General features: G+C 48.4%; 22 protein-coding genes and 3 pseudogenes. 10 read left to right on the top strand and 15 right to left on the bottom strand.

Features of this window, described 5'->3' with window-relative positions; translation table 11 throughout:
* The first annotated feature begins 25 nt into the window (after positions 1 to 25).
* Positions 26 to 283: a hypothetical protein gene (locus SYMBAF_RS01965; RefSeq protein WP_040264659.1), complete on the top strand. Its 258-nt coding sequence runs from the start codon at positions 26 to 28 to the stop codon at positions 281 to 283.
* Positions 284 to 1051: 768 nt separating this feature from the next.
* Here the strand turns inward: SYMBAF_RS01965 and SYMBAF_RS01960 are convergent.
* The 3 genes from SYMBAF_RS01960 to SYMBAF_RS17455 all read right to left on the bottom strand — a co-directional run bounded on the left by SYMBAF_RS01960 (position 1052) and on the right by SYMBAF_RS17455 (position 2234).
* Positions 1052 to 1396, bottom strand: a complete 345-nt coding sequence (locus SYMBAF_RS01960) for a hypothetical protein (RefSeq protein WP_082026892.1) — start codon at positions 1394 to 1396, stop codon at positions 1052 to 1054.
* A 157-nt stretch (positions 1397 to 1553) separates the two neighbouring features.
* A complete protein-coding gene (locus SYMBAF_RS17460) occupies positions 1554 to 1721 on the bottom strand; it encodes an ATP-binding protein (RefSeq protein ID WP_226019899.1) in 168 nt (55 codons plus the stop codon).
* A gap of 30 nt (positions 1722 to 1751) precedes the next feature.
* Positions 1752 to 2234 carry an AAA family ATPase gene (locus tag SYMBAF_RS17455; RefSeq protein WP_226019898.1) on the bottom strand — a complete coding sequence of 161 codons (483 nt, stop codon included), beginning with the start codon at positions 2232 to 2234 and terminating at the stop codon, positions 1752 to 1754.
* A gap of 261 nt (positions 2235 to 2495) precedes the next feature.
* Here SYMBAF_RS17455 and SYMBAF_RS01950 point away from each other — a divergent pair, with 261 nt between their 5' ends.
* Together SYMBAF_RS01950 and SYMBAF_RS01945 are read left to right on the top strand one after the other, a co-directional pair.
* A complete protein-coding gene (locus SYMBAF_RS01950; protein ID WP_040264658.1) occupies positions 2496 to 3170 on the top strand; it encodes an IS6 family transposase in 675 nt (224 codons plus the stop codon).
* 47 nt (positions 3171 to 3217) lie between these two features.
* Positions 3218 to 4162 (top strand): annotated as a pseudogene (locus SYMBAF_RS01945) (IS3 family transposase); the annotation flags it as partial.
* A gap of 103 nt (positions 4163 to 4265) precedes the next feature.
* Here the strand turns inward: SYMBAF_RS01945 and SYMBAF_RS01940 are convergent.
* The 4 genes and pseudogenes from SYMBAF_RS01940 to SYMBAF_RS01925 form a co-directional block, all read right to left on the bottom strand.
* Positions 4266 to 5099, bottom strand: a complete 834-nt coding sequence (locus tag SYMBAF_RS01940) for a recombinase family protein (RefSeq protein ID WP_040264656.1) — start codon at positions 5097 to 5099, stop codon at positions 4266 to 4268.
* 474 nt (positions 5100 to 5573) lie between these two features.
* Positions 5574 to 7643: an ATP-binding protein gene (locus tag SYMBAF_RS01935; protein ID WP_082026891.1), complete on the bottom strand. Its 2070-nt coding sequence runs from the start codon at positions 7641 to 7643 to the stop codon at positions 5574 to 5576.
* 97 nt (positions 7644 to 7740) lie between these two features.
* Positions 7741 to 9066 carry a TRM11 family methyltransferase gene (locus SYMBAF_RS01930; protein ID WP_040264655.1) on the bottom strand — a complete coding sequence of 442 codons (1326 nt, stop codon included), beginning with the start codon at positions 9064 to 9066 and terminating at the stop codon, positions 7741 to 7743.
* 134 nt (positions 9067 to 9200) lie between these two features.
* Positions 9201 to 9572: pseudogene (locus SYMBAF_RS01925) on the bottom strand (conjugal transfer protein TraG N-terminal domain-containing protein); the annotation flags it as partial.
* Between the two features lie 545 nt (positions 9573 to 10117).
* Between SYMBAF_RS01925 and SYMBAF_RS01920 the strand changes: the two are divergent.
* The 5 genes and pseudogenes from SYMBAF_RS01920 to SYMBAF_RS01900 all read left to right on the top strand — a co-directional run bounded on the left by SYMBAF_RS01920 (position 10118) and on the right by SYMBAF_RS01900 (position 12213).
* A complete protein-coding gene (locus SYMBAF_RS01920) occupies positions 10118 to 10366 on the top strand; it encodes a type II toxin-antitoxin system Phd/YefM family antitoxin (RefSeq protein ID WP_040264654.1) in 249 nt (82 codons plus the stop codon).
* Positions 10367 to 10693, top strand: coding sequence for a type II toxin-antitoxin system RelE family toxin (locus SYMBAF_RS01915; RefSeq protein ID WP_152609074.1), 327 nt, complete (start codon positions 10367 to 10369; stop codon positions 10691 to 10693).
* Between the two features lie 31 nt (positions 10694 to 10724).
* Positions 10725 to 11015 carry a hypothetical protein gene (locus SYMBAF_RS01910; protein ID WP_040264653.1) on the top strand — a complete coding sequence of 97 codons (291 nt, stop codon included), beginning with the start codon at positions 10725 to 10727 and terminating at the stop codon, positions 11013 to 11015.
* 93 nt (positions 11016 to 11108) lie between these two features.
* A pseudogene (locus tag SYMBAF_RS01905) lies at positions 11109 to 11477 on the top strand (transposase); the annotation flags it as partial.
* A 508-nt stretch (positions 11478 to 11985) separates the two neighbouring features.
* Positions 11986 to 12213 (top strand): hypothetical protein, encoded by a 228-nt coding sequence (locus tag SYMBAF_RS01900; protein WP_040264652.1) that lies wholly within the window; start codon positions 11986 to 11988, stop codon positions 12211 to 12213.
* Positions 12214 to 12259: 46 nt separating this feature from the next.
* Here SYMBAF_RS01900 and SYMBAF_RS01895 read toward each other — a convergent pair whose 3' ends face one another.
* Genes SYMBAF_RS01895 through SYMBAF_RS01875 form a run of 5 tightly spaced genes read right to left on the bottom strand, consistent with a single transcriptional unit; the run spans position 12260 to position 16936 of the window.
* The gene (locus tag SYMBAF_RS01895) at positions 12260 to 13780 is read right to left on the bottom strand and encodes a conjugal transfer protein TraG N-terminal domain-containing protein (RefSeq protein WP_040264651.1); all 1521 of its coding nucleotides are present in this window, start codon (positions 13778 to 13780) and stop codon (positions 12260 to 12262) included.
* 1 nt (position 13781) lies between these two features.
* The gene (locus tag SYMBAF_RS01890; RefSeq protein WP_040264650.1) at positions 13782 to 14129 is read right to left on the bottom strand and encodes a hypothetical protein; all 348 of its coding nucleotides are present in this window, start codon (positions 14127 to 14129) and stop codon (positions 13782 to 13784) included.
* 1 nt (position 14130) lies between these two features.
* Complete coding sequence (locus SYMBAF_RS01885; RefSeq protein ID WP_052447689.1) at positions 14131 to 15549, bottom strand: integrating conjugative element protein; 1419 nt, start codon at positions 15547 to 15549, stop codon at positions 14131 to 14133.
* A complete protein-coding gene (locus SYMBAF_RS01880; protein WP_040264649.1) occupies positions 15546 to 16532 on the bottom strand; it encodes a TIGR03756 family integrating conjugative element protein in 987 nt (328 codons plus the stop codon). Before SYMBAF_RS01880 ends, SYMBAF_RS01885 begins: the two co-directional genes overlap by 4 nt.
* Positions 16529 to 16936 (bottom strand): TIGR03757 family integrating conjugative element protein, encoded by a 408-nt coding sequence (locus tag SYMBAF_RS01875; RefSeq protein ID WP_040264648.1) that lies wholly within the window; start codon positions 16934 to 16936, stop codon positions 16529 to 16531. The genes SYMBAF_RS01880 and SYMBAF_RS01875 overlap by 4 nt, the downstream gene beginning before the upstream one ends.
* Before the next feature lie 544 nt (positions 16937 to 17480).
* Here SYMBAF_RS01875 and SYMBAF_RS01870 point away from each other — a divergent pair.
* Together SYMBAF_RS01870 and SYMBAF_RS01865 are read left to right on the top strand one after the other, a co-directional pair.
* Positions 17481 to 18746 carry a DNA cytosine methyltransferase gene (locus tag SYMBAF_RS01870; protein WP_082026890.1) on the top strand — a complete coding sequence of 422 codons (1266 nt, stop codon included), beginning with the start codon at positions 17481 to 17483 and terminating at the stop codon, positions 18744 to 18746.
* Complete coding sequence (locus tag SYMBAF_RS01865; RefSeq protein ID WP_040264647.1) at positions 18746 to 19726, top strand: DUF4928 family protein; 981 nt, start codon at positions 18746 to 18748, stop codon at positions 19724 to 19726. Before SYMBAF_RS01870 ends, SYMBAF_RS01865 begins: the two co-directional genes overlap by 1 nt.
* Before the next feature lie 86 nt (positions 19727 to 19812).
* On the opposite strand, the gene SYMBAF_RS01860 is transcribed toward SYMBAF_RS01865, so the two are convergent.
* The 3 genes from SYMBAF_RS01860 to SYMBAF_RS01850 are packed head-to-tail and all read right to left on the bottom strand — an operon-like array spanning position 19813 to position 23455.
* Positions 19813 to 20217 carry a hypothetical protein gene (locus tag SYMBAF_RS01860; protein ID WP_040264646.1) on the bottom strand — a complete coding sequence of 135 codons (405 nt, stop codon included), beginning with the start codon at positions 20215 to 20217 and terminating at the stop codon, positions 19813 to 19815.
* Positions 20218 to 20228: 11 nt separating this feature from the next.
* Positions 20229 to 23039, bottom strand: a complete 2811-nt coding sequence (locus tag SYMBAF_RS01855) for a conjugative transfer ATPase (protein WP_185899912.1) — start codon at positions 23037 to 23039, stop codon at positions 20229 to 20231.
* The gene (locus SYMBAF_RS01850; RefSeq protein ID WP_152609072.1) at positions 23039 to 23455 is read right to left on the bottom strand and encodes a TIGR03751 family conjugal transfer lipoprotein; all 417 of its coding nucleotides are present in this window, start codon (positions 23453 to 23455) and stop codon (positions 23039 to 23041) included. The genes SYMBAF_RS01855 and SYMBAF_RS01850 overlap by 1 nt, the downstream gene beginning before the upstream one ends.
* Between the last annotated feature and the right edge of the window lie 4 nt (positions 23456 to 23459).

Below are 23459 nucleotides of genomic sequence, written 5' to 3'. Positions count from 1 at the left end.
ACTACGTGTTGGTCAGATGGTAGAAATGTTGTTGAAGTGGCAGTACGTCAGTGCTGCCGGTTGTGCGCTGCGCGCGTCACTTGGTACTCGTTTCACTCGAACGCAAGTGACGCCGCGCTCCTCTGCTCTCAATGCTGTCGTGGAAGATGCCCAAATGTGCCAAATGGTCATCCCCACGCCGCAAAGTTTGCAACGGATGCAGTCGTCAAAAATTCGAGACGAAACGAAGATGGCAGACTTAAACAGTCTGCGCGAAGCGCTGCCAAAGGCAGGCTGTCAGTGAAGTAATATCCTTTATCGCTGTTAACGCGATCCCCATTTTCAAAGGCTAACGGGTTTACCGCCCGAAGGCACCGTCTCTCAGGTCATGACAGTTTTGGCATGCAATCACCCGAAGGCGTCCCTCTCAGATTGCCGGGACATTGGCATGTTGCTTATCGCAACGTTACAACAGGAAAGATATTAGATCGAACTGCGATCCTTTTACAAGGTTTTGCAATCATTTCATCGGTTAACTGTTGCTGATAGATCAGTTCCAAAGCATCTCAGAGAGAATTTTTTCTGCTAAAGTCAATATGCCATCCGTAATTGCGTAAAATCAGCATATTGAAGTAGAAGAGACCTTACAGCGATCCCCATTCTCAAAGGTTGACGGGGGTACCGCCCGAAGGCACCACCTCTCAGGTTATGGTGGCATTGGCAGTGCGATCACCCGAAGGCACCCCTCTCAGATCACTGGGACATTGGCATGTTGCTTAAAGCAACGGTAAGAAAGTAAGCATGTTAATCATTCTTGTATGACCAAGGCAAGATCCAGAGTTATTTTTCTTTCAGGGCTTCCACTCTTGGAGTCATCCAGTGGACTACGGGTACTATAAATTCCCCCCATCCCGGATGTTTTGAAACCAATGAAATGATTTTATTAAGAGCAACTGCACGGTTAATACCTAATTCATCTATAATTTTGTCTATATATTTGTGATTATCTTTAGCAAATTCTATTTTTTAGCTGCCTCGATAATTTCAGCTTCTTCTTCTTTTAAATCCTTTATTAAATCAGAGCACAAAAGCGAATGAACATATGACTCTGGATTATGGCCATCAGGGAGATTAAATTGTAGGATTTACTTCCTGCCAATCTCCTCAATCGTTTCGCTTTTTCGTCTTCACCGGTGAGTGCCATATTAATTCTTTCAACTTTAGTTTCTGGTGTACGAAACTCATCGCCATCCAGAACGACGCAAATATCATCGCATGGCTCACCCTTTAATAAAAGCCCAGATAGAATAGTGAAAGCATTAATTGCAGCGCCATATGCGTTAACCGATAAATATTTAGTGGCTTTCATTTTACCTGTTGTGTTTTGTAGGATTCCCTCCGCAAAATCATCCTCCACGAAAACTTCTATTTTCTTTACCGACGCCCCCGTTAATCTATTTATTGCATCAGGTTTTTTTCACTAAAGCATAGAGTTCTTCCGTCAACGTTGACAACATGCCTAATATTCACGATGTGGGAAAGTGAAATAATCATCTCCCTATGTGTTGTGAAAATTATTTGTAGATTTTTTCAATAGCCCTCTCATTAATAGTTGTAATTAGATTTTTTAAGGCTTTGTCATGCAGGAGAAGATCTATTTCATCTATTAATATTAATGAATATTTACCTGCTGAAAAAACTTTATCTAATATAAAGAAAACCTTTTGTTCCCCTGCACTCATACTATACGCAGAATATGTTACACCTTCTGTTTAAACACCAATCAACTTTTTACCATTAACTAGTTTATTCTCATTTATTTTTTTATATTTTTTATTCAGAACATCAGAGGCTTTCTCAAGCAAATTATTTTCCTGTGCTCCTTCCAAAACAGTTGTAACATAATTTATTTTAGATGACCCCTTTACTTTCCCGGACTTTATCATGGGCACACAGCTATCTATTCCAATGTAATAAATCTCTCGAAATGGGCACCTAGCGTATATTTTAGTCCATCGAGATCCATTTTCATCTGCTTTACCGAAAGCTTCCTCCTCTTTGTTTTTTGTTTCAGTACCGCGACGATAAGAGTGAGTGATAATTAAATTGCTACCATTCCATTCTGCATCAGGACTTCTAGGAAAAAAATCATTGAATTTTCTATTTTCACCAACATCTTTGGGCTGATATACACTTGCTAACGCATGTAAAATCGTAGATTTGCCACTGCCATTTGGTCCCAAAATCGCAGTCACTGGAAGCGGTTAAAAATCAATAATGAAGTCATGTAAGCACTTAAGCTGACCAAAATATATGCTGTTTATAACTTGCTGTGTAGTTTTAATTTGTTGATCTTCTGTCATTTTCAACACCTTATTATTAGATAGCTAACTAATATATATAGTTAATGTGTCATTAGGATCTAGACATGAGCGGGGAATTGTCAATAAAAAAACGGTTCTGTCGCATTAAGGTGGCGTCAGGTAATATACTGTTTTTCTTGATGCTCCCTGACCATGTCTCTGATCCGAAAAGCCTTCAGTCGCCTGCATTACCCTGTCGATGTTATCACGCAATGTGTTCGCTGGTATCTCGCTTACTCACTGAGTTTGCGGAACCTGGAAGAGATGATGGCCGAACGCGGTATTGTCGTTGACCATTCAACGCTTCAGCGCTGGGGTATCCGCCTGGTGCCGTTGCTGGATAAGGCGTTGCGTCGGCATAAACGTCTCCCAGGGTGCCGGTGGCGAATGGATGAAACCTACATCAAAGTCAAAGGTCAGTGGAAATATCTGTACCGGGCAGTAGACAGCAGCGGCCAGACCATTGATTTCCTGCTGACCGCTAAACGGGATGCCGCCGCCGCGCTGCGCTTTTTCCGCAAGGCCATCCGCCAGCACGGTGAACCTGAAGTCGTGACCATTGATAAAAGTGGCGCTGATACTGCGGCTCTGGCCACACTCAACACCGGTAAACCTGATGAAGAATCCATTACCGTCAGGCAGAGTAAATACCTAAACAACCTTGTGGAGCAGGACCACCGGAATATCAAACGGCGGATACGCCAGATGCTGGGATTCAAATCGTTTCGACGAGCACAGACGATACTGACAGGCATTGAGTTAATCCGCATGATACGCAAAGGGCAGCTTCATCATCCTGCCGAAGATAGATTGTCCCCGGCAGAATAATTCTGTCTGTTGGCGGGGTCTGAAGCCCAACCGTACGGGAACCCCCTCTGGCTCCGGCCTGTCGGGAAGTGAATATCAGCCTGAGAACCTGGAAGAGATGGCACAGACAGGCCGAAGACCGGCGTCCTGCCGCAGTACGTCCGACCCCGGGCAATAAACTGACGCTGGCGGAGGAACAGCAGGTACTGGCCGTGTGTAACCAGCCGGAATACGCCAGCCTGCCCCCTGCGCAGAGCGTGCCGCGTCTGGCGGACAATGGCATCTATCTGGCGAGCGAATCAACGTTTTACCGGATACTCCGGCGCCATGGTCAGGTTCATCATCGCGGTCGTAGCCGGGCGCCGGTAACCATCAGTAAGCCGACCAGCTACCATGCCACTGCGCCCCGTCAGGTCTGGACCTGGGATGTGACGTGGTGCGCGTCACGGGTACGAGACCGTTATTTTTATCTGTACCTGATAGAAGATATTTTTAGCCGGAAAATCGTTGGTTATGAGGTTCATGAAGAGGAGAACGGTGAGCACGCTGCCGCGATGCTGCACCGTGCCGTGCTGCGAGAACGATGCTACCGGCAACCGCTGGTGGTGCATGCCGACAATGGTGGGCCGATGAAGTCCCAAACGTTAAAGGCAAAACTGAAAGAACTGAATATCACGGGTTCGCACAGTCGGCCTTGGGTCAGTAACGACAATCCGTTCGTGGAGTCATTGTTCAGAACGTTAAAATATGTGCCGGACTGGCCGTCAGCGGGCTTCACGGGACTTGATGAAGCCAGACGATGGGTTGAACGCTTTAGCCGCTGGTATAACGAAGCGCATCGGCATAGCGGCATCGGTTATGTCACACCGGAACAGCGCCACCAGGGACAAGATATAAGCCTGCTGGCAAACAGGAAAGCGGTATATGAAGCAGCGAGGAAAGCCAGACCGGGTCGATGGTCAAGGCAATGTCGTCAATGGCAGCGTGAAGGTGTGGTGATGTTAAATACATAGAACATTAAACAAATTTTTCGTGCTTTCATTTTTCGTCGAGTAAATAAGTAATTAAAATAAGTATATTCATAAAGTTACAGATTCGCATTCAACATAAACGACTTCAACCATAACATTCCGCAGCCTTTGGATATATTTTATATATTTCAGTAGTTAAAATAACCGTATCGTCGTCAAAATTCCGCTCAGTTCTATTAGATGTGTACTCACCTTTACATCGTTTATTTCTCAATAAATGACATATTTTAGTACTATCCCATTTTTTATTGTCAATCAACTTACCAGCAGCGTTCAATTGTTGTGCAATCGTATAACTGCGTATTCCAGAAAGATATAAATCAAATACCTCACGTACTAATATATGATTTTCATTTAGTATATATTTCCCATCAACCACATCAATCCATTTCGGACAGTTTTTGATCATATAATGTCCTTCATCTTTCGCTTTTTTGCGTCGTTTGTCCCAACCTTTCCGTATACGAGTAGACTTTAGACAAGACTCTTCGTAAGAACGTTCGGCGATCATGGTCGCAAAAGTTAGGCTATTAGAGTGCTTGCGGCTAATGATAAGCCGCTTCTCAACATCATGCAGTTCGATTTGAGCACGATCTAATTGAGAAATGTACTCGACACACTTGAAAGGGTTTTCGCGAGAGAACCGATCGAGACTTTCAACGATGAGTACCGAGCCTTTGGCTATGTCACCATCATTAACACGCTTGAAAAATCGTCCTAACCCTGCACTTTCATGCAAATGTTCGGCTTTGAATACTGAACGCCCTTCATCGATAATTAGCTCGTAGTCTGGATCGAAATCCTGCACTGGGGCATTATCTTCAAAATACTTAATGAGCAGTGATTCCTGACGGTTTAGGCCATCGCCGGATACCTGTTGCTCTGAACTTACCCTGATATAGAGGTAACATTTTTTCATGAAAGACGATGCTCAAAAAAGTTTGCTTAAGCTCTATGGTATCAAAATCCGGATAAGCCACAAAACGCATCAGAAAAAGCAGCCTGAAAACTCATTAAGGGTGACAACTTCGTTGACAGCTACCAGGAACGTACGTTAAGTACGTTTTTTGAGCTAATACAAATTAGTTGCTGCTGATTTTAAATTACCCGGACAGCTACCGAAATCCTGTAGCCCTATTTTTTCGCTTTTACTACTTCCGGTTCTGCTTTTCCGGCCAGCAACACCACCAGTTGTTCGTTATGCGCTTTCAACGCCATTAGTTGTGGGAGAGTAATAAAATGTCATACTAAGCTACTCTGTCGCCATTGTTTTTTGGCAAGAGAGAACGGGTCAGAAAAAATAAAGTTTCATACTGAAACGAAAGACAGCTCCAATATGGAGCGAGTGCCGAGTATTAAATTTTCATACTAAAAGTAGTAACCACTTCAAATACTACGCTATGAACCCAAACACCTCCTCTATGTCAGATTCATCTACTTTATTTATATTAAACGCCGCTACTTTATTGCTATTTAATAATACATCACATATAACTGAAAAGTGGCCACACGCATCCGCACAAGACTCGACTTTAGGCTTAGATAAATATCTCGTTGATTGGTGAGCACCGACATGTGAATTTTTTACAGAATTCCTGAAATCCCTTACATCTAACAAGTTATTAAGGGTCGAATAAGCCACACCTGATACATCAGATATTTCAGTTACAAGCCTAGGATTTTTCTTCAACAAAAGAACAAGGTGAACTACATTCAGTAATAATTTATCTTTTATCTCCCTCTTAGCTGTACTACTAAGCTTGCTTTCATCAAATTTTGCAAACCATTTTTTTCTTGCTTTAAGTATTTTATCTGACGATATTTCGAATATTGATCTAATTGAGCAAGCAATTACTGGTAAAAATTCTTCTTTAGACCTGGACGAATACGCTTTATCAATTGCATTGATAAGATCAGAAACGGTTTCTATTCTGACGCTGTAGTTGGAACCTGATTGTATTGTGAATAGAGACTTCTCCTGAACTGTCCCAGAAATGTTGGAAATTTTAAGTTCGAAAGATAGAGTTATCTCTTTCGACACAAGATTTGTTATTGTATCATGATATCTAAAACAAACTTTTTTCTCGCATGGTTCCTCAACCGAGGATAGCACTCTACTACTTGATTTTTCTCCGTCGATTATAATTTCCACTTCGGCATTTTTTACATCCTCGCCGAGACTATTTCTAACTTGAAAGATGTATTCCTCCAAGTCTATTTGCTCTGAAGGCGTGTAATAAGTGGTTGGCTTTTTCCTGTCAACTAATATCAATGCGGTACCATTTTTTTGTTCATTCGCGCTTTCAACGGGCATTGCCTTTCCTGTCGGTACTTTTTTGTTACTCCTTAGACCTTTTTTTAACTCGGCACCCTTAGTTTGAATCAACTTATTAAGACCATCAAGATCTTTAAGCAGAGATCTCGTTAAGTTATTTTCAACAAAGTTTGTTCTATCTGAATTAAATTCAATGTATTTACTCTGACATGTCACGCTAACTCTACCTATCATCTGAGGGAGCGTTTCTCCAGAGCTTTTCTTCCTCAGTACTTCAGGGTCAAAAATAACAGTATTGTTGAAAAGATTTCTATTTATGTATACTAGTGGGTAAAGAGAATCATCATGGGTTCTTCTATTTAATGACGAGACAGACTTAGAGTTTTTACCTTGTTGAAAGTGAAAGATAATCAACTCTAAACTGACTGAATAGTCAGTCCTCTCCAGCTCAAATGGAAAAGACTTTACATGCTCACCCTTGTGATAAAATTCAATTTCATTTTCAAGCGAGTCATATGCAACATAAAACAACTGGTTTTCTTCGTTCTCTTTCTGAAATGAGTTCAACTTTTTTGTTGAAACGACTTGCTGTTGGTTTTCAATATTAATATTAATATTAAATGAGTCATCAATTATTGCTGCTGCTAATTTCTCAACAACCCTATTGTCAGACAAATCTGATAACAGTTCTTCAATCTCACCCTTATTTGAATAAACAGTGATTATTGTTCCGCTCTCAGAATGAGAGTCTGTTATTACTGGTATTACAGTTCCAGCAACATCATCTTTCGCTACCAACTCTGACTTACGTACTGAAAATTTACTACGAACCCCAGTCTTACATGTTACCCATTCAACTTTATCGCCAAATTTGAAAGCGGAAAGAAACCCAAGTCCTTTAGAGCCTTGAGTAAGCCTTCTTACACCATCTTGCTCCACTTCATAACCGTAGCGCTTTGTGCTTTTTGATATATGGAACAGAGACTCAATATCTTCCGTTCCCATACCGTTTCCGTGATCAGTAATTGTTATGGTTTGTTTTGAAAGGGAGATATTGATCACGACGTCAGGCGAAAAAGCGTCGTATGCATTTTTAATAAGTTCATTTAACGCAAATAATGACGAAGGAATCTTTTGCGAAAGTTCCTCAATCAGGTTTCCACTAAATTTTAGTGATGCAGACGACATAAAAAAACCCCCTTATTCTAAATAGCACTTAATTATTAAAACTTACCAAAAAACATGAAAAACAAAAATAGACCAAACTAGTGAAGTTACCCCACCATTATCTCCTCATTATTAAAATTGATTCCTTTCCCATAGTTGACGCTATTTGATTTCTTGTGGCCATTCTCTTCGAAGGTATATCTCGTTCTAATTTATGAACGAAGTGGCATCCTCTGAACTCAAGTAGCTCTCTCATAATTCTATCTAATGGAACCTCAATGTTAGAAATTCTCCTATTCCCTAACGTCCAAATCATATATGCATTATCTCGCAATAAACTTAGAGAATTACATAGAGATAAATCTAAATCATAAACAAATGAAATTAGCTTCTTTATGTTGTCAGGATTAACAGACTTAATCTCTTCAACACTGTTGACCAATGATACAGATCGCATTTTTATTTCTTCATATTTAATTGCGGAATCTTTTAATGACCCCCCCAAGCTCATTGAATCAATAGCACTTTTATGCGCAAGAAGCCCTTCTTGAGTCAAATTATCAATGTCACTCAAATCAATCCACATCAAAGGAAGATACGAGAATTGTCCATATGTGACTGTTGTTTGGTTATCACCATAAGGAGGTGAACTGACTAACAAGTCATACTTTAGTGAGTTTCTTATTTTGTTTGCAGAATTCGCATTTTTGATAATAACATCACTGATTGACGATGCCATCTTTAGCACGTTATTTTCAGTAAAAATCTGCTTTTGATCCTTAATGTTCTCAATGTTTTTTAGAAGTTTTTTCTCAAAAACCTCTCTCGCAGAAGGTGTCGCTTCTATTGCTTCTTCAGTTTTTATGTGCAACTTGTAAGTCGAACTCCTCGAGTTGCATACGGCCCTTACAGTGCTGCTCATGGATAGCCAGAAAATCTTCCTTGCCCATTTCGAAGGTTCAGCTTTAATAGCTCTATATATTGCACTTAATTCGATTTGTGCAGATTTAATAAACCATTTATCGATACCTTCAAAGCTGACTGCAATTTTCTCCGACTCATCATTCTGAATTGCATTTATTAACAGTGCGGCTTTATCATTTAGCTTTTTGGTATAAAGTGGCCCACTTTTGACTTCGCATGCTAAAATCGCTAGTGGATTAATATCTATCCCTAAAAAATCTAACCCCCTGCACATAGCTTCACCGAGAGTAGTACCAGATCCAACGAAAGGATCGAACACTCTGCGTACATTTCGATCTCCTTCCAATACCGCATCAATAAGTTCTCCCTGCATTTCCGGGATCATCATCGCTGGGTATTGGATTAAATCATGACAGTGATGTCTTTTAGAACGACCTCTAAATGACCAATATGCCTCATCCTCCAACGAGTAGGCTTCAATCCTTTTAAGAAGACCTCTATCCTGATTTAGTACATCCATTTTATGGCTCTTTTAAAAGCTTTACTTAAAGACCATCATATCAGTATCAAGCCAAACAAACTAGGTTTGATGTGTGAAAAATAGTTGGCGTATCTTTATGTTTTTTATAGGTTTGATTTGGAATTATTTGTCTATATACCTGTCGTATTATCTGCACTGCCTATGGCATAGGTAGTCCCTCCTCCAGAAAGTCCGGCATTTCGCGGACTCACCAGCCACCGCAGTGCGGGCTCTTCCCACTGTGAGCCAGGGAACTGACGCTGCATCTCTTTACGCGTGCTATCGCTGAAGCTTGCCAGCACGCGTTTACGTAGCCCGACGCTGCTGTCTGACCACAAGGTCTTGCAGGTAGGATAGCCTCCCTGACCGATATCAGCGTAGCCACTGTCTCGACTGTCGTCGTACGGCCATTGGCGACGGGGCGTCATGGACGTGTAGTCGTCGTAATAGTCAGAGGTATTCAGAAAGTAGTCGCTGCCTATCCAACCCACAGAGTTAATGCGGGCAGGTATGATATTATATTTTCAGACCTTTATTTAGAAGATGCTATGATTCCGCTACAATCAAAGCGGAGCTTTCTAGTGTCCTGTGCAGACCGGCTTAACAACAACGGATGGCTGGTCATAAATTATCACATCCCCCCTGACGTTTACTCTCTTTTTTCATATTCATTACATTCGCATTTTAAAGCTGTTCTTAGTTGCACTGCATCCAGTGGTAACGTAATTAATTATGCCAGCAAAACAGATCTTCAAATCCCTCTTTCAAAATACCAGGAATGGGGTAATTCCGATGGTAAGATGTTCAGCTGTGACGTTAGTACATTATCCCGAAGGTTATCATTCTGGCCAAAACCATTTTAATATATTCTCAACCTGCCTTCTGACAACGTGGAATACAATCACGCATTATATGAATGTTGTTCTGGATTCATTTTTTACACGGACGATAACAACCGGATCGCGCTCAAAAAACGGACTATTCGTTATTGCTTTCACAAGATTTTCTCACTATCATTAGGGCTAAAAACAGGTCTTAATTGAGGTTTTAAATGATAACTGCAATCCTTGCTAATCGCTCAGCCACTATCAGTGAGCTAAAAAAAAATCCGACGGCGATAGTGATGTCAGCAGGGGGGCGACCAGTAGCTATCCTGAACCACAGTAAACCTTCGTTCTACTGCATTCCTGCGGAGCTTTATGCGGCAATGCTGGATGCCATTGAAGATCGTGAGCTTGCTAATATTGTCCGTAGCCGCCAGGATGAAGATGAAGTTGATGTCAGTTGGGAGAACCTCTGATTGTCCGGGACTGCCTTAAAAACGCGACTGAAATTTAAGAAATCAGCGCTAAAGGAATGGAATGCTCTGGACAGCAAAATCAGAGAGACCTTTCGAAAGAAATTAAAAAAACGGGCTGAATCGCTGGCAGCACTGACCCCGATAAAACATAAGTTGTCTGGTGTCGAAAAATGTTACAAAATTAAATTGCGTATGGATGGTTTCAGGCTTGTCTACCATGTGCTGGAAAGTGACGATGGAGAGGTTGATGTGGTTATCACCGTCATAACTGTTGACCGTCGGGAAGACGTTTACGAGGCGCTAAAGTCAAAATTAGTGAAGGATTAACCAGCTAGCCCAAGTAAAAGGAGCATTTACCATGAGTAAAAGTGGCTTCGATGCTGACGACCTGAGCATCACTCTGGCACGGTTCGTCGGTAAACGTCGTAACATCGTTTATGACGAAGCAAAGCTGAAATGTAAAGCGCTAGAACCACTTGAATTCTCCAGTGCAACCAATGCATGTGGAGCGGCCATACTGGCTGGGATAGCAGATGTTCTGACTACCTCTCCCGAACGCAAAAAACAAAATGAAGAGTGGAGTGAAAGCTGGGAAGCAGAAAGGGAAGATTGGGAAAACCAAGACAGACAATGGAACGATATCAGATGAACTTCACGTTAAAGCACCGTACGAGCCTGTAATTTAAATTGTGTAATTGCCTGTTTTTGATATGTTCACTCCAACAACGGAGACAGGCAAATTATGGACGACAAGAAACTCAGAGCCCTTGCGGCAGAACTGGCTAAAGGCCTCAAAACCGAAGCCGACCTCAATCAGTTTTCCCGGATGCTGACGAAATTAACCGTCGAAACAGCGCTCAATGCGGAACTGACTGACCATCTCGGGCATGAGAAAAATGCACCTAAAACCGGCACCAACACCCGCAATGGCTTCTCGTCAAAAACGCTGCTCTGCGATGACGGCGAGATCGAACTGAACACGCCGCGTGACCGTGAAAATACCTTCGAACCGCAGCTGATTAAGAAAAACCAGACGCGTATTACGCAGATGGACAGCCAGATTTTATCTCTGTACGCCAAAGGCATGACCACGTGTGAAATCGTCGCCACCATGATAAATATTATTAGAATTACGTCCTCCGCCTATTGAGTTGGCAATGAACTATAGATTTTTCAAAAATAGACAAGCTTACATCTTATCCAAAATATCTTGAATAATTTTGCTCACATAAATACTCTGTGCACCAGTCAGACAGCCTTATCAACGTTCAACTACTGTGCATCACAAGCATTCGGTTAGTAGTATCAGAAACACATCATGTAACTTTTCACAAAATGGCATGCTGCCCGGGGATTTCACAGACGTGATAAGCTTCTTCAGGATGCTGTCGCTGTAATGGCGGGGCCTTCTGCCAACGGCATGTGCGTCCACTTCTTCTTGCACAAGTTTCTGATTTTAGCTCCAATAATGTCTTAAATATTAGGGCTGTCTTTACATATTAGATAGTTGTTAGCGATCCATTCCATCATTGTCAATTGATACTGCTCAAAAGTTGCTGCTTGCAGAGAAATTTAGTAACTTGGCCATATTGAATTAGTATCTTAAAAAGGGCGTGACGATGGCCAGTGACTGGAAAAAAGAATTACATAAGTATGAAAATGGACGCAGCTTTGGCAAGGATTTGAAAGATTCTTTCAGAGTAGCATGTTCTGCGGCGGCGTTGATTGCATCTTTTATACCGGATTCAGCTTCTATAAAGAAAAAAAAGCAGAAAGATGGTTTTCGTGATGGTGCCGAAGGTTATGGCTGGTATGTGGGCGATTCCAGAATCGATAAAGATTATTAGGGACTGCCAGCAAACTTCCTGGCAGTCTTGAAAAAGGGTTTAATTTTTAGAGAATTCTTTTTACACCGGATTTTACTGCCTCCCCCGCCATAGCTCCCCCTTCTTGGCCAGCCTGTTGTGCCTGAGCGCCCCCCTTGATAAACCCTTCCGCAATTCCTCCTATTTTGACACCCACCCAACCCAGCATCCCCACCCAGAACCCAGGAAATACCACGTACATCATTCCCAATACAAGATTCATGATCCAGCCATCACGAGGAGAGCTCAGGAAATCCGCAATGGGCACCCCCGATGCCAGTCCACTTGCGGCCAGGCTGGAATACAAAATGGTGATCAACCTGTCGTCCAACCAACCCGCCAGTTCCCACCAGAAGGTAATGAACTGCAATGCAAACAGTGCAAACGAGATAGTCACAATCGTTTTAGGCTCATAGGCGCTGAACATCACCTGTACCGGTATTACTATGATGATCATCATTTGCAGCAGCGCCTGGATCATCGGCAGCGCCTGCTTTAAGGCATCAAAGCCTGGTAAAGCCTCCACTTGTTTCATACCCAGTCCGATAGTAGAGGTGAAGCGCGACAAGCTGTTCCCAATACCGCTAGCAGTGTCGCCTCTGCCAGCAATGTAAGTTACACCGCTGCCGGACAGGCCAGCATTTCGCGGACTCACCAGCCACCGCAGTGCGGGCTCTTCCCATTGTGAGCCAGGGAACTGACGCTGCATCTCTTTACGCGTGCTATCGCTGAAGCTCTCCAGCACGCGTTTCCGCAGCCCGACGCTGCTGTCTGACCACCAGGTCTTGCAGGTAGGATAGCCTCCCTGACCGGTATCAGCGTAGCCACTGTCTCGACTGTCGTCGTACGGCCATTGGCGACGGGGCGTCATGGACGTGTAGTCGTCGTAATAGTCAGAGGTATTCAGAAAGTAGTCGCTGCCTATCCAACCCACAGAGTTAATGGTGGCATCACTCAGTTGGCTGTTGCTGTTCTTCAGCCTGAAATAGGCTCGGGAATAGCACTGGTTGGCAAAGTCCTGTACCTCCTGCAGCAGCACCGGGTCGCGCAGTTTGGTGTTCTGCACGTCAAAACGCATCTGGCGCAGTTGGGTACCACAGGGGATGGAGGCAATCATGGCCTGAGTGGTCCCTTTCGACATCATATGCAGCAGATACCACCACATTGGCACTTCGGCCGTGCGACCGCCAAAGTCATTCACCAGCCCTTTGTAGCCGGAGTTTTGCGGCGTTGGCACGCTGATGCCACACTGTTTCGCGCGCGCGCTGTCGAACTTGATGGTACTGATATCTACTGGCAGCAGCGGGATGCAGCAGAACAGTATCACCAGATACGAGACGTAAATGGCGTGCTCAATGCGCGGCAACGCCAGAAGCCCTTTGTTGCCCTCATCAGCACCTTCCTCACGCACCTTCAGCCAGACGCCCAACACTTTAAATACCAGCGGCAGAGCAAACAGCCCGGTGTTGCTGAGGATACCCCACAGGGCGTTGTTCATCACCCAGCCAAATAGAACGAGAAAATACTCCAGATAACTGTTCGCCGTCATTTCAATCTCCCTTTGCCACACTCATCCAGGCCACAGACTCCGTGACCAGCATAAACAGTACGCCGAGCCACTCCGTGCGTGGCAGCCGCGCGCGCGTTTCCGGCCAGCGTGCCACTATCTGTGGTCGCACCTTTAACAGCCAGGCTGAAGAGATGCCGGCATAGATGGCCAGCCGCCAGCCGAACAGGCCCCAGCGGTTTTGATGCAGCCAGTTGCGTGTAAGGTGACCGTCGGGGTCATACGCCATAAAAACGGACGCAATGGCGAACATGACCACCGTCAGCAGGAGGAACGACAACGCAACAAACAGGATGCGACCAACACGGCCGCGGTTAAGTATGAATTTCATATCAATTTTCTCCGGATGACGGCGTCTGGCTCATCTGGCTGAAGCCCTGGTCCTGATTACCGGCTTTCTGCTGCAACTGGTTATCCTGATTACGGGTACCCTGCCGCTCCAGCGCAGTGAGCAGGCTGTTATTGCTGATGGACTTGCGCAGTTCCATCTCGTTACGCAGAGCGTTCAGTTCACGGTCAAGTGCATCAATGCGGCGATCCCCCTCGGCTATCGCCTCCGACTGTTCGGCGGCGTTGGGTTCGGATTCACCGGTAGTGAGCATGCGGCGCATGGTCAACGCGGTCTCCACGGTATCGGCCATGGCGAGTTCGCTGGCAAGACGCTGAACCAGCGCCGCTTTATCCGGATCATCGTGTAGCGAATGAATGACGCCACGCGTCACCACCAGGCTACCTGTTTTGAGTGCGGCCAGATTATCTGCGGTGGGCGGCAACTGGCCATCGACCAGTTTACCAAGCTGCTCCAGGTTGGTTTTGGTCGCACCTTCCAGTACCGGTGAGAAGCCGGTGCCGGCAACCGTGCTACCCGGCTGGTTTTCAGTCCCGCCACTGCCACATTCGCGGGTTTCCCGGCAGGTACGGATAGAGCGGTCACCCAACACTTTCACCACGGCCGCAGCGGCTTCATCGGACGACTTATAGCGCTGGCAGACGGTGCCGTTGCAACTGGCAGAGCCCACGCGGCTGTTGCTGGTTACGGGCAGGCTGTTCATCATGTTATAACCGGCTTTCGCCAGGTCCCGGGTCGGCTGAATGGCATGTTGACCTTTGCCCCCACGCTTCTGGCCCCCTACCCAGGTGACGCCTTCCTCGCCAGTGACTTTTTGCAGCTTCTGGTCGCTGGAAACGGCATCACCGCCACTGGTGGCTACGATATCCTTATACTCTTCCGATACCGCCGCCTGCTGCCACTTGCTGCCAAGGGTGTAGTCGGCCAGCCTTTTCGACATGTTCTGGCAGTTGAGCTGTGCCTTGTCAAAGTTAATGCCCGCCTGCAGCACACCGTTGGTGAGCATTTCATACAACCCAGGGTTGGCGCGTTGGATAGCCATCGCTGGCATGCTCATCACCGCGCCGGTGGCCCCTTGAATGACATTGCCCATCAGGTCCTTGAAACCGCTGGTGATGCCGTTAAGCTGGTTGCCCACGGTAGTTTTCAGGTCGAAGTTGCCGCACATCAGGTCACTGCTCCAGCCGCCGTTCAGCCCTAGGCGCGACATGTTGCTGCGGCTCGGCGGCGGTGAAATCACCGAGCCGCCACCAATGGAATAGAAAAGACCGTCATTAATGGCACCATTGACCGACGCGCCGGACGAAGAGTGCGCAGTGTCGGCAGCCAGTGCCGACACTGATGCCACGGTGAACAAGGCAAGCGCTGCAAAGGACCGGCGCAGAGTGTTTCGCTGTGTCATGGTTTATGAGCCTCAGAAAAATCGATGCTGTAAAGGAATGTTTGGCCGTGGCGTTTGCAGCAGCTGTATGGCTGCCAGAGCGCCCAGGCATAGTTACCGTTTTGCGCAACAAGGCCACCGCTATCAGGAAAGACCGCACAACGCTGTGACAGCTGCGGCGAAAGGCGCTGCCACTTGTGGTTCTTAGTGCCGGTGTTTTCCTGTACGGGTTCAGGTGGCCAGTAGCCCGGAGAACGCTGGCCGGTCAGTGGGCCGTAAACATGTAGTTGCCCCTGGCGAGTGATGATGTCTGCCACCCGCTGCACCACAACCGCCGCTGACTTATAGCTGTCGGTCTGTGTAACAAAGCCGCTGCGGGGATACACGTTGCCCCACATATTGCCGGACAGCGTGCTGACGATTTCGCGGCTGCCAGGTATAAGCGCTTCCGGATAAAGCGACTCCGGCATACCGGTACGCCAGGCGAGTGCGTCAAGGGCGCTGGCGAAATACGGCATAAAGGGCGTGGCGGCGCTGTCGCAGGAATAGCCGGGAAACATTCCGCCGATAATCTTTGTCGCCGGATGGCCATACGCATCACCATAGTAAAAATGCAGATTCTGCCTGCGCATACCGGGCGCTTTCATCTCCTGGCGACCACCACCGGTTTCCACGCCTGCCGCTCCCCCAAGAAGCGCACTTTCCATGCCGTCAGCCGTCGCGCTGGCTGCTGACATTTCCGTCCAGGGATTTTCTCCCGGACTGAGATAGGCGGAGACAACAGCTTGCGGAATAAAATGCGTGACCTTGACGGATGTTTTGACCGAGCAACCAAACGGCGTGCAGAACAGCCAGTAACAGATGCCGCTGACTCGCCAGCTGATGCAATCCGGGCTGGCGGCACTGGCGAGCAGGCTGGCAGTATTGACGCTGGCCAGGGTGCCGGTGCAGGCGATTAGCGTGGCCAGCGCCAGCCGACGCGGGCGAAAGAGAGTCATGCTCATCGGGCTTTCTCCTTCCAGGCATTCAACTGATGCGTGGCCACGGCAACGTCGGTGGTGCCGTAGACTACCCACTTGTCGTCAAACACCACGGCAGGATATTTCTCCAACCCCAGAGACCAGGCACGGGTGACACCAGCATACTTCCCGACAAGTTGCTGCAGGCGCTGCTGAAAGACAGGCGAAGCTATCACCGCCCGCGCTTGCTGCTCTGCCTGCGCAGGGTCAGCGGGCAGTTCGCCAAACAGCTGCGCCTGCAGACGGTCGGGGGCATCAAGCTCCACAACGGTGACGTCGGGACCGATGTCACCGACGACCAGGTGCGTACTGTCGGTATAAATAACGGTGCCGGCAATGGTGCCGGAAGAAAGGAACAGTGCTGCCAGGCAGCAGACGGGTAATTTCATCAAGAACACTCCCAGAGTGAGTAACCCACTCAGGGTGCGATCTGCGGCGCATCAGGTCAGTAATTAACTATAAGCACGAAACTGATAATTTCTGCAGCGACTCCAGTCCCACAAACCCAGACTGCCCGAGTCGATGAACTTACAATTGCTCTGGAAAAAACAAGAGAAAAGGCAACGTAGCAAGCAGAAGCAGAAAGTGTCCAAGCTGGTCAACGAATGCTTGAAATAAACGATAGCTTAGTAAGATGATCGTTATAAAATTCAGAGTCATTACAATGAATGATGGCTATTAGTACCGGAAAATAATGAGATTAAGGAATGAACGGGTTAAATTGGAGTATTAAATAACATTGTAGCCAAATCAAATTGACAGATTGGCCAGTTTCGATATCCTTTATCATAAGGAGCCAAAATTTGGCGCCAAAAAAAATCAGGGTTAATTATGATGAGCGCCTTAGCAAGTTATCGTACCAGTCTCCGCCTAACAAATACACAATACAACAGCATCTCCCGACTGTGTCAGCTTGATGGTGGAAAAATCACTATGAGCGCGTGGATTGCTCAGGCAATCAACGAAAGAATTCAGCGTGACATTGAGCGTGCAAATACCCACCTGAAATACACCAGGCAGTCAGAGCGGTGTTTTTATGAGTTTTTTGCCGGTGGCGGGATGGCCCGCGCCGGATTGGGTGCTCAGTGGGATTGCCTTTTTGCTAACGATTTCAGCCCAATGAAAGGCCATGCTTACAGGAGTAATTGGAGCGGTGGCACAGATTTGCTGGTCGAAGATATAAATAACATCACTAGCGCACAACTCCCCGCACAGGCAGACCTGGTATGGGCATCCTTCCCTTGCCAGGATCTGTCTTTGGCTGGCGTTTATAAAGGGATCGGCAGCGAAGATGACCATAATCAGACCCGTTCTGGTACATTCTGGCCATTCTGGCGACTTATGCGGAATCTTATGGATGAAAGGCGAGCCCCTCAGATTATCGTGCTCGAAAATGTCTATGGCATCATGACGTCAAATAAAGGGAAGGATTTTACCTCTATCGGGGCCGTTCTATCCGATGCAGGCTACCGTTTTGGTGCAATGGTCATAGATGCCCAGCACTTCGTGCCGCAATCGCGTTCCCGTGTTTTTATTGTGGCCGTACACCCTTCAGCAAAAGTACCTCAGCATCTCATTTCCCCGACTCCTATCAGTCAGTGGCATCCAGAACGAATGGTCACCGCTTTTAATGGGCTGTCAAAAAAAGCGCAGCAATCATGGCTATGGTGGAATTTACCTCTACCTGAAGAGCGATTGACGACGTTTAGTGACATCATTGATGAGAATCCAGAGGGTGTAAAATGGGACAGCGCAGAAAAAACCAGGCAATTACTGGCAATGATGACCCCTGTTAACCTTCTTAAAGTTCAGTCAGCCCAGAAATCTGGAAAACGTATTGTCGGAGGACTCTACAAGCGTACCCGGATGAATGATAACGGCGAAAAAGTCCAGCGGGCAGAGGTCCGATTCGATGGCATTGCGGGGTGTTTGCGTACCCCGGCAGGGGGTTCCAGCCGTCAAAGTATCCTGGTCGTTGAAGGCGATAAGATAAGTTCACGTCTCCTATCCCCAAGAGAAGCCGCTCGCCTGATGGGGCTACCCGATACTTACAAGCTTCCTCATAATTATAATGATGCCTATCATATCGCTGGCGATGGTGTCGTTGTGCCGGTGGTCCGTCATCTTGCCAGATTCATTTTTGAACCTGTCCTTTCTGAGTCGTACCATGCTGTATCTGCTCAGAAAAAGGTTGCGTAATGAATACCCTACCCTCTGCAATTAATACTGTACTGGAAGCATTTGCTATAAACAACGCAGTAAATGGTAATAAAGGACCTATTGCAGCTCTGCTGGTCATCAACCGGCACGTACTTGAGAAACAAAAAGCAGGAACACTGGAGTGGCCGTTAAACAGCGATGACTGGAAGACAGGTAAACAGGGTCAGGTGAAAGGACTTGGTGGCCCGGCCACACAAAAAGTGTTAAGTGACCATGGGCTCATGCGAATGTTAGCCAGCGAAGGAGGCCGAACCAGCCGCGGCAGCATGCAGCTCATGATGGACTACATCGAGTTACTGAATCAGCTCCACAAGAACAATGGTACCTTAGATCTACTTGCATGCGAGTGTTTCTGGATTGCTAAAGCCAAAGACTATTTTGAACGAAGACCGTTTATTTTGAGTATCGATCCACTATGGGGAGTTCGCCGCGCTATCCGCCATTTGCTGTCACAGGCGCAGAACAGGCAGAATGAAGGGACAGGTTCCAAGTTCGTTGGTAGTCTGATGCAGCATATGGTTGGGGCCAAACTGGATGTGCTGCTGGGGGAGGGGAATATCAAGCATCACCACTCCAACCAGAACGATTCCGGTTCCAGCCGTCGTGGTGATTTTGATTACGAAGACATGGTGCTGCATGTCACTAACATGCCAACGGAAGCGCTGCTGAGCAAGTGCATTACAAACCTGGAGGGTGGGTACAAACCGCTCGTCATTACGTCCTCTAAAGGTACCGTTGTATTAGAAGCCTTACTTGAAACCTTCGGAAATGGTGCATACGACGGTCGTGTTGACATCCTTGAGTTTGAACAATTTCTCGCATCAAATGTCATTGAGCTCGGTAGGTTCAATGCTGCTGGCCGTAAGGCATCGCTCAGTAAGATCATCGAAGCTTATAACCGCATTATCGAAACAGTCGAATATGATCTCAGCATGAAGATAGAATTGGGAGATCAGTAAAAGCGGGCTCTATGCCGCCCGCACCCGCAACCTCCGTGTTTGTCAGACAGCTGAACTTCGCTGCCTGACAAACACGGAGGGTCGGTTTAATTACCCCCCTGCCCACCCGTTACCCTGTCTATTTCCTTCAGCATCCACAGCATGTCGGTGGCATCGGGTACGCAGATATTCCAGCGTAGCCCGGTCCTGAACTCCGCCTCACCCGGCCACAGCGTATTGCCGGTGACGGTGATAAGGATATCCAGCGTTTTATCATGCACATCTGCAAGGTGAACGGCCACGCAGCTGCGTCGGCCAACGCGGTGCGGATAGGCCGACAGCAGCACCGGTTGCTCCAGCCGGTTGAGGATTTCCCCCTGCAACTGCTCAAGCGACTGGCGATCAGACTGACCAATCGATGCCCCACCCTGTGGCGGCACGGTAAAAATAACGGAAGCAATCAGCGCCTTGTCAGGGAGAACCCTCGGCGGTGTCATGGTCAGCTTTTTCATCATGTCCTCTGTCAGATAACCATACCGCGACTCTCGTCGAGACGCCGCGCAACATGAAAAGCAGCCTCAAGCTCTGAGCACTGATGTTCATTCATAATCGACCGCCTTTCGGCTTTCTCTTCTTTTTCTGTCATCCCCAGCGCCAGATACAGGCTGGGCGGCACGGCACGAAACAGCGCCTGCACCTTACGGGACAAGATCACGCCCTCGGTGTATTTTCTCGGTAGTTTGGTGGCTGACAGCAGCATGGTCTTTTGCTCATCCGTCAGCGTCTTAAAGCGCGCTATCTGCTCCACCTCGTCCGGTGGCATGACAAGACACACCCACCATTCCGCCATGTTGAGCATCTTTTTTGCCGTATCGGGAAAGTCCGACAGGTTCTGAGTAAACAGCCATAGCCAGGCACCGAGCTTACGCCACATCTTGACGATCTTGGTGGCGTAAGGCCCCAGCAGCGGGTTGGCGGTGACGATATGCGCTTCGTCGATCGGTACAAGGGTTTCTCTTTCACTGTACTGCTCGCGCTCGGCGATAGTGTTGATGGTATTAAGCAGAGAGATCACCGCCACCGCCATCTGGGCCTCGTACCCTTCCCGCGCCAGCGTCCCCAGATCCACGATGGTGACATCGGCCTCCGGCCAAGATGTGCCAGGACGGTTAAACAGCTCACCCTCAAAGCCCTCGGTAAACATGCGCAGCGCTTCCGACATCTCCTCAGCCCGCGCGCGACGCGCGGCCGTGCGCTTCTCCCGACCATCGTCACCGGTGCTGACATCACGCGCGATATTCTGTAGCGCATACATCAGGTCTTCTGGCAGCATCTGGCGGGTTGCGTCAAAAGCGGTTCTGGCCGCAATCAGTATCGCCTCGCGGATCATGCCGCGATCGGCGCGGGTCATCCTCGCTTCCTCCGCCGCCTCCCCACCGGTAATCATCAGGCGTGCCGCAATCTCCATCTCACCCAGCACGTCACGCTCTTCATCCTTGTCCTCATCGTCTTCCACATCCTCATCGATATCCGGCAACGCCTCTTCGCTGACAAGCCACGCATCCGGCTTTACCTGCATCAGCAGGTGCGAATCACCAAACGGAGCCAAAGAGATCACCTTGCCGGGCTTAATGCTGACGCGGTGTACCTTCAGCCCCAGCGAAGCGCAGTAATCCCCAAACAGGCCAAAGCTGTTGCCTGCCTCAAGCAGGAAGATACGTGGCCGATAGATGGCCATCATCTGCGCCAGCTCACAGAGCGCGGTGGCCGACTTACCGGCACCGGTCGGGCCGAACAGCAGCTTGTGCGCGTTCTGTGTGCGGTCATTTTTATTCAGCGGATCGACACACAGTGGGCCGCCGCCGCGGTTAAAGAAGGTAAAACCCGGATTGCCAGTGCCGGTATCGCGACCGTACACCGGTGCCAGGCAGGCAAAGTGCTGGACAAACATCAGGCGCGTATACCAGTGATGGCGATCCTGCTGTGGGTTAAAGCACATCGGCATAGCACGCAGGTAACTGCTGAGCGGCCCGATATCATGTTCCGGGTTTACCGGCTCCAGGCCGCAGTTCAGCAGCTTGCTGCTGAGGTCGAGATAGCGTTTGTCCAGGGTTTCCAAGTCCCGGGCCTTAATCAGCAGCGAGATGGCCGCGCGATAGATCTTGTGCTTGTTCCCCAGGAAGGTCCGCGCTCTGGCGGCATCCTCGCGTGCGCGTAGCGAGTCGACGTTCTCCCCCATCGAGTCGCGGCTCAGACGGGAAAAATTCTCCTCGAGCCTGTCCTGCGGCTGGATAATCAGCGTCAGCGTCAGCACGGTGCCCTGCGGCAGCAGATCCATGATGGCGTTAATGTTGTCGCCGCGTGTTACCTCACCGGTCAAATGGCCGGTGGACGGGGGATTGCGCAGGCGGGCAACCGGTACCGCCTTGTGAGCCACATCATCAAACCACCAGACGCCTTTCTCCGCATCGCTGCGCGGACGGGTGAACCACAGGCTTTCGCTGAAATCATTGAGCAGCGGCAGGTCTCCCGGGGCATCATCACTGTAACGGGCGCAGCGATATAGCGTCGCCTTGTCAACCCACTTCGGTTCGGGATTGAACCAGCGCAGCAGCCAACTGTGGATCTGCTCGCCATTCTGTCGCTGGCTCTGGATGCCAGCACCGCTCATGGCAGCGATCAGGCGGTCGCACACCTGATTCAACAGCACTTCCGGTGCCATCGGGTCACGGTATGGGGTTTCCACCCAGCGATAGACCACCATGCGGGTGCGGCGCATCTGACCCCGCCAAGGGGCTCCGGTCACCGCGTCATCCATAAACAGCCCCTGTTCAACGGCGACGTTTTGCAGGTGACGCGCCTGTTCGCAGAGCCAGGCCTCGGTAAACGCGGTCCCCTGTGCCCATGGCTTGACGTAGCCCCTGACCTTATCCATGTAACAGGACAGGTCAGATTCATCCTGGCAATAAAACTGCACCACCCACTGATGTGAGTCGAGCTCCGGTAGGCTGTCCTGCAGGGCATTCTCCACCACGTCGCGAATCTCTGCCAGCCGGGACGCGGGTCGACCCTCGGTGCCAACCGGCGTAATTTCATAGACCGCACCCACCGACACGCCGTCATCAAGCAGCAGGCACTGGTGTTCAGCGAGGTACTCCCCCCATGGCACATGATCGATAACAGACGGCGCAGTGGCGTACAGGCGCGCTTCGTCCGAACGCGTCAGACGTCCATCCCGGGTCAGGGGTTGGTGGCCGTTAACGGAAAACGGCCCGTCGCCATGTTGGTGAGCGTCCTGTCGCTTTTGCCTGCGGCGGAAAAGACTGAATGTCATCAGAGATCCTCCGTGCGCTCGCCGGGCAACGCATAGTGCACCTGACGGTAGAAAGGAAACACCGTGCTGTAGCCCGGTACCGGCGTGTTGCCCTCCGCCAGATGCGGGAATACATACATCACCATGTCAGGGTTGGGCAAGCGGGGAAACGTCTGCTGGATCTCGTTTTCCTGGCTGCGGCTGGAGCTGTTGCGCGCCTGCTGTGCACGCGTGCGTTCGCTGTCTGTAACCGGCCTACGCAGCGTGGTGCGGCTTTCCACCGTAGCGTGCGTGGCCGACGCACCCGCGTTCCACAGCGCCAGCATGGTACTGTCACCCGGGGGCAACATTTCGTCTTTCGAGGTGCTACAGCCCGCAAGCATGAGCAACATGGTCGCCACACAAGCAGAGGTGGCCAGAAGCTTGCGCCGGTGCATCCCA

This window comes from Serratia symbiotica (genome assembly GCF_000821185.2).
GTDB lineage: Bacteria > Pseudomonadota > Gammaproteobacteria > Enterobacterales > Enterobacteriaceae > Serratia > Serratia symbiotica.
This window is presented reverse-complemented; position numbering and strand designations above follow the sequence as displayed.

Excerpts from the sequence above, each read along its gene's own strand:
- SYMBAF_RS01965 (WP_040264659.1), top strand. The coding sequence starts at position 26 with ATGTTGTTGAAGTGGCAGTACGTCAGTGCTGCCGGTTGTGCGCTGCGC.
- SYMBAF_RS17460 (WP_226019899.1), bottom strand. The coding sequence starts at position 1,721 with ATGAGTGCAGGGGAACAAAAGGTTTTCTTTATATTAGATAAAGTTTTT.
- SYMBAF_RS01950 (WP_040264658.1), top strand. The coding sequence starts at position 2,496 with ATGTCTCTGATCCGAAAAGCCTTCAGTCGCCTGCATTACCCTGTCGAT.
- SYMBAF_RS01940 (WP_040264656.1), bottom strand. The coding sequence starts at position 5,099 with ATGAAAAAATGTTACCTCTATATCAGGGTAAGTTCAGAGCAACAGGTA.
- SYMBAF_RS01935 (WP_082026891.1), bottom strand. The coding sequence starts at position 7,643 with ATGTCGTCTGCATCACTAAAATTTAGTGGAAACCTGATTGAGGAACTT.
- SYMBAF_RS01930 (WP_040264655.1), bottom strand. The coding sequence starts at position 9,066 with ATGGATGTACTAAATCAGGATAGAGGTCTTCTTAAAAGGATTGAAGCC.
- SYMBAF_RS01920 (WP_040264654.1), top strand. The coding sequence starts at position 10,118 with ATGATAACTGCAATCCTTGCTAATCGCTCAGCCACTATCAGTGAGCTA.
- SYMBAF_RS01910 (WP_040264653.1), top strand. The coding sequence starts at position 10,725 with ATGAGTAAAAGTGGCTTCGATGCTGACGACCTGAGCATCACTCTGGCA.
- SYMBAF_RS01900 (WP_040264652.1), top strand. The coding sequence starts at position 11,986 with ATGGCCAGTGACTGGAAAAAAGAATTACATAAGTATGAAAATGGACGC.
- SYMBAF_RS01895 (WP_040264651.1), bottom strand. The coding sequence starts at position 13,780 with ATGACGGCGAACAGTTATCTGGAGTATTTTCTCGTTCTATTTGGCTGG.
- SYMBAF_RS01890 (WP_040264650.1), bottom strand. The coding sequence starts at position 14,129 with ATGAAATTCATACTTAACCGCGGCCGTGTTGGTCGCATCCTGTTTGTT.
- SYMBAF_RS01885 (WP_052447689.1), bottom strand. The coding sequence starts at position 15,549 with ATGACACAGCGAAACACTCTGCGCCGGTCCTTTGCAGCGCTTGCCTTG.
- SYMBAF_RS01880 (WP_040264649.1), bottom strand. The coding sequence starts at position 16,532 with ATGAGCATGACTCTCTTTCGCCCGCGTCGGCTGGCGCTGGCCACGCTA.
- SYMBAF_RS01875 (WP_040264648.1), bottom strand. The coding sequence starts at position 16,936 with ATGAAATTACCCGTCTGCTGCCTGGCAGCACTGTTCCTTTCTTCCGGC.
- SYMBAF_RS01870 (WP_082026890.1), top strand. The coding sequence starts at position 17,481 with ATGAGCGCGTGGATTGCTCAGGCAATCAACGAAAGAATTCAGCGTGAC.
- SYMBAF_RS01865 (WP_040264647.1), top strand. The coding sequence starts at position 18,746 with ATGAATACCCTACCCTCTGCAATTAATACTGTACTGGAAGCATTTGCT.
- SYMBAF_RS01860 (WP_040264646.1), bottom strand. The coding sequence starts at position 20,217 with ATGAAAAAGCTGACCATGACACCGCCGAGGGTTCTCCCTGACAAGGCG.
- SYMBAF_RS01855 (WP_185899912.1), bottom strand. The coding sequence starts at position 23,039 with ATGACATTCAGTCTTTTCCGCCGCAGGCAAAAGCGACAGGACGCTCAC.
- SYMBAF_RS01850 (WP_152609072.1), bottom strand. The coding sequence starts at position 23,455 with ATGCACCGGCGCAAGCTTCTGGCCACCTCTGCTTGTGTGGCGACCATG.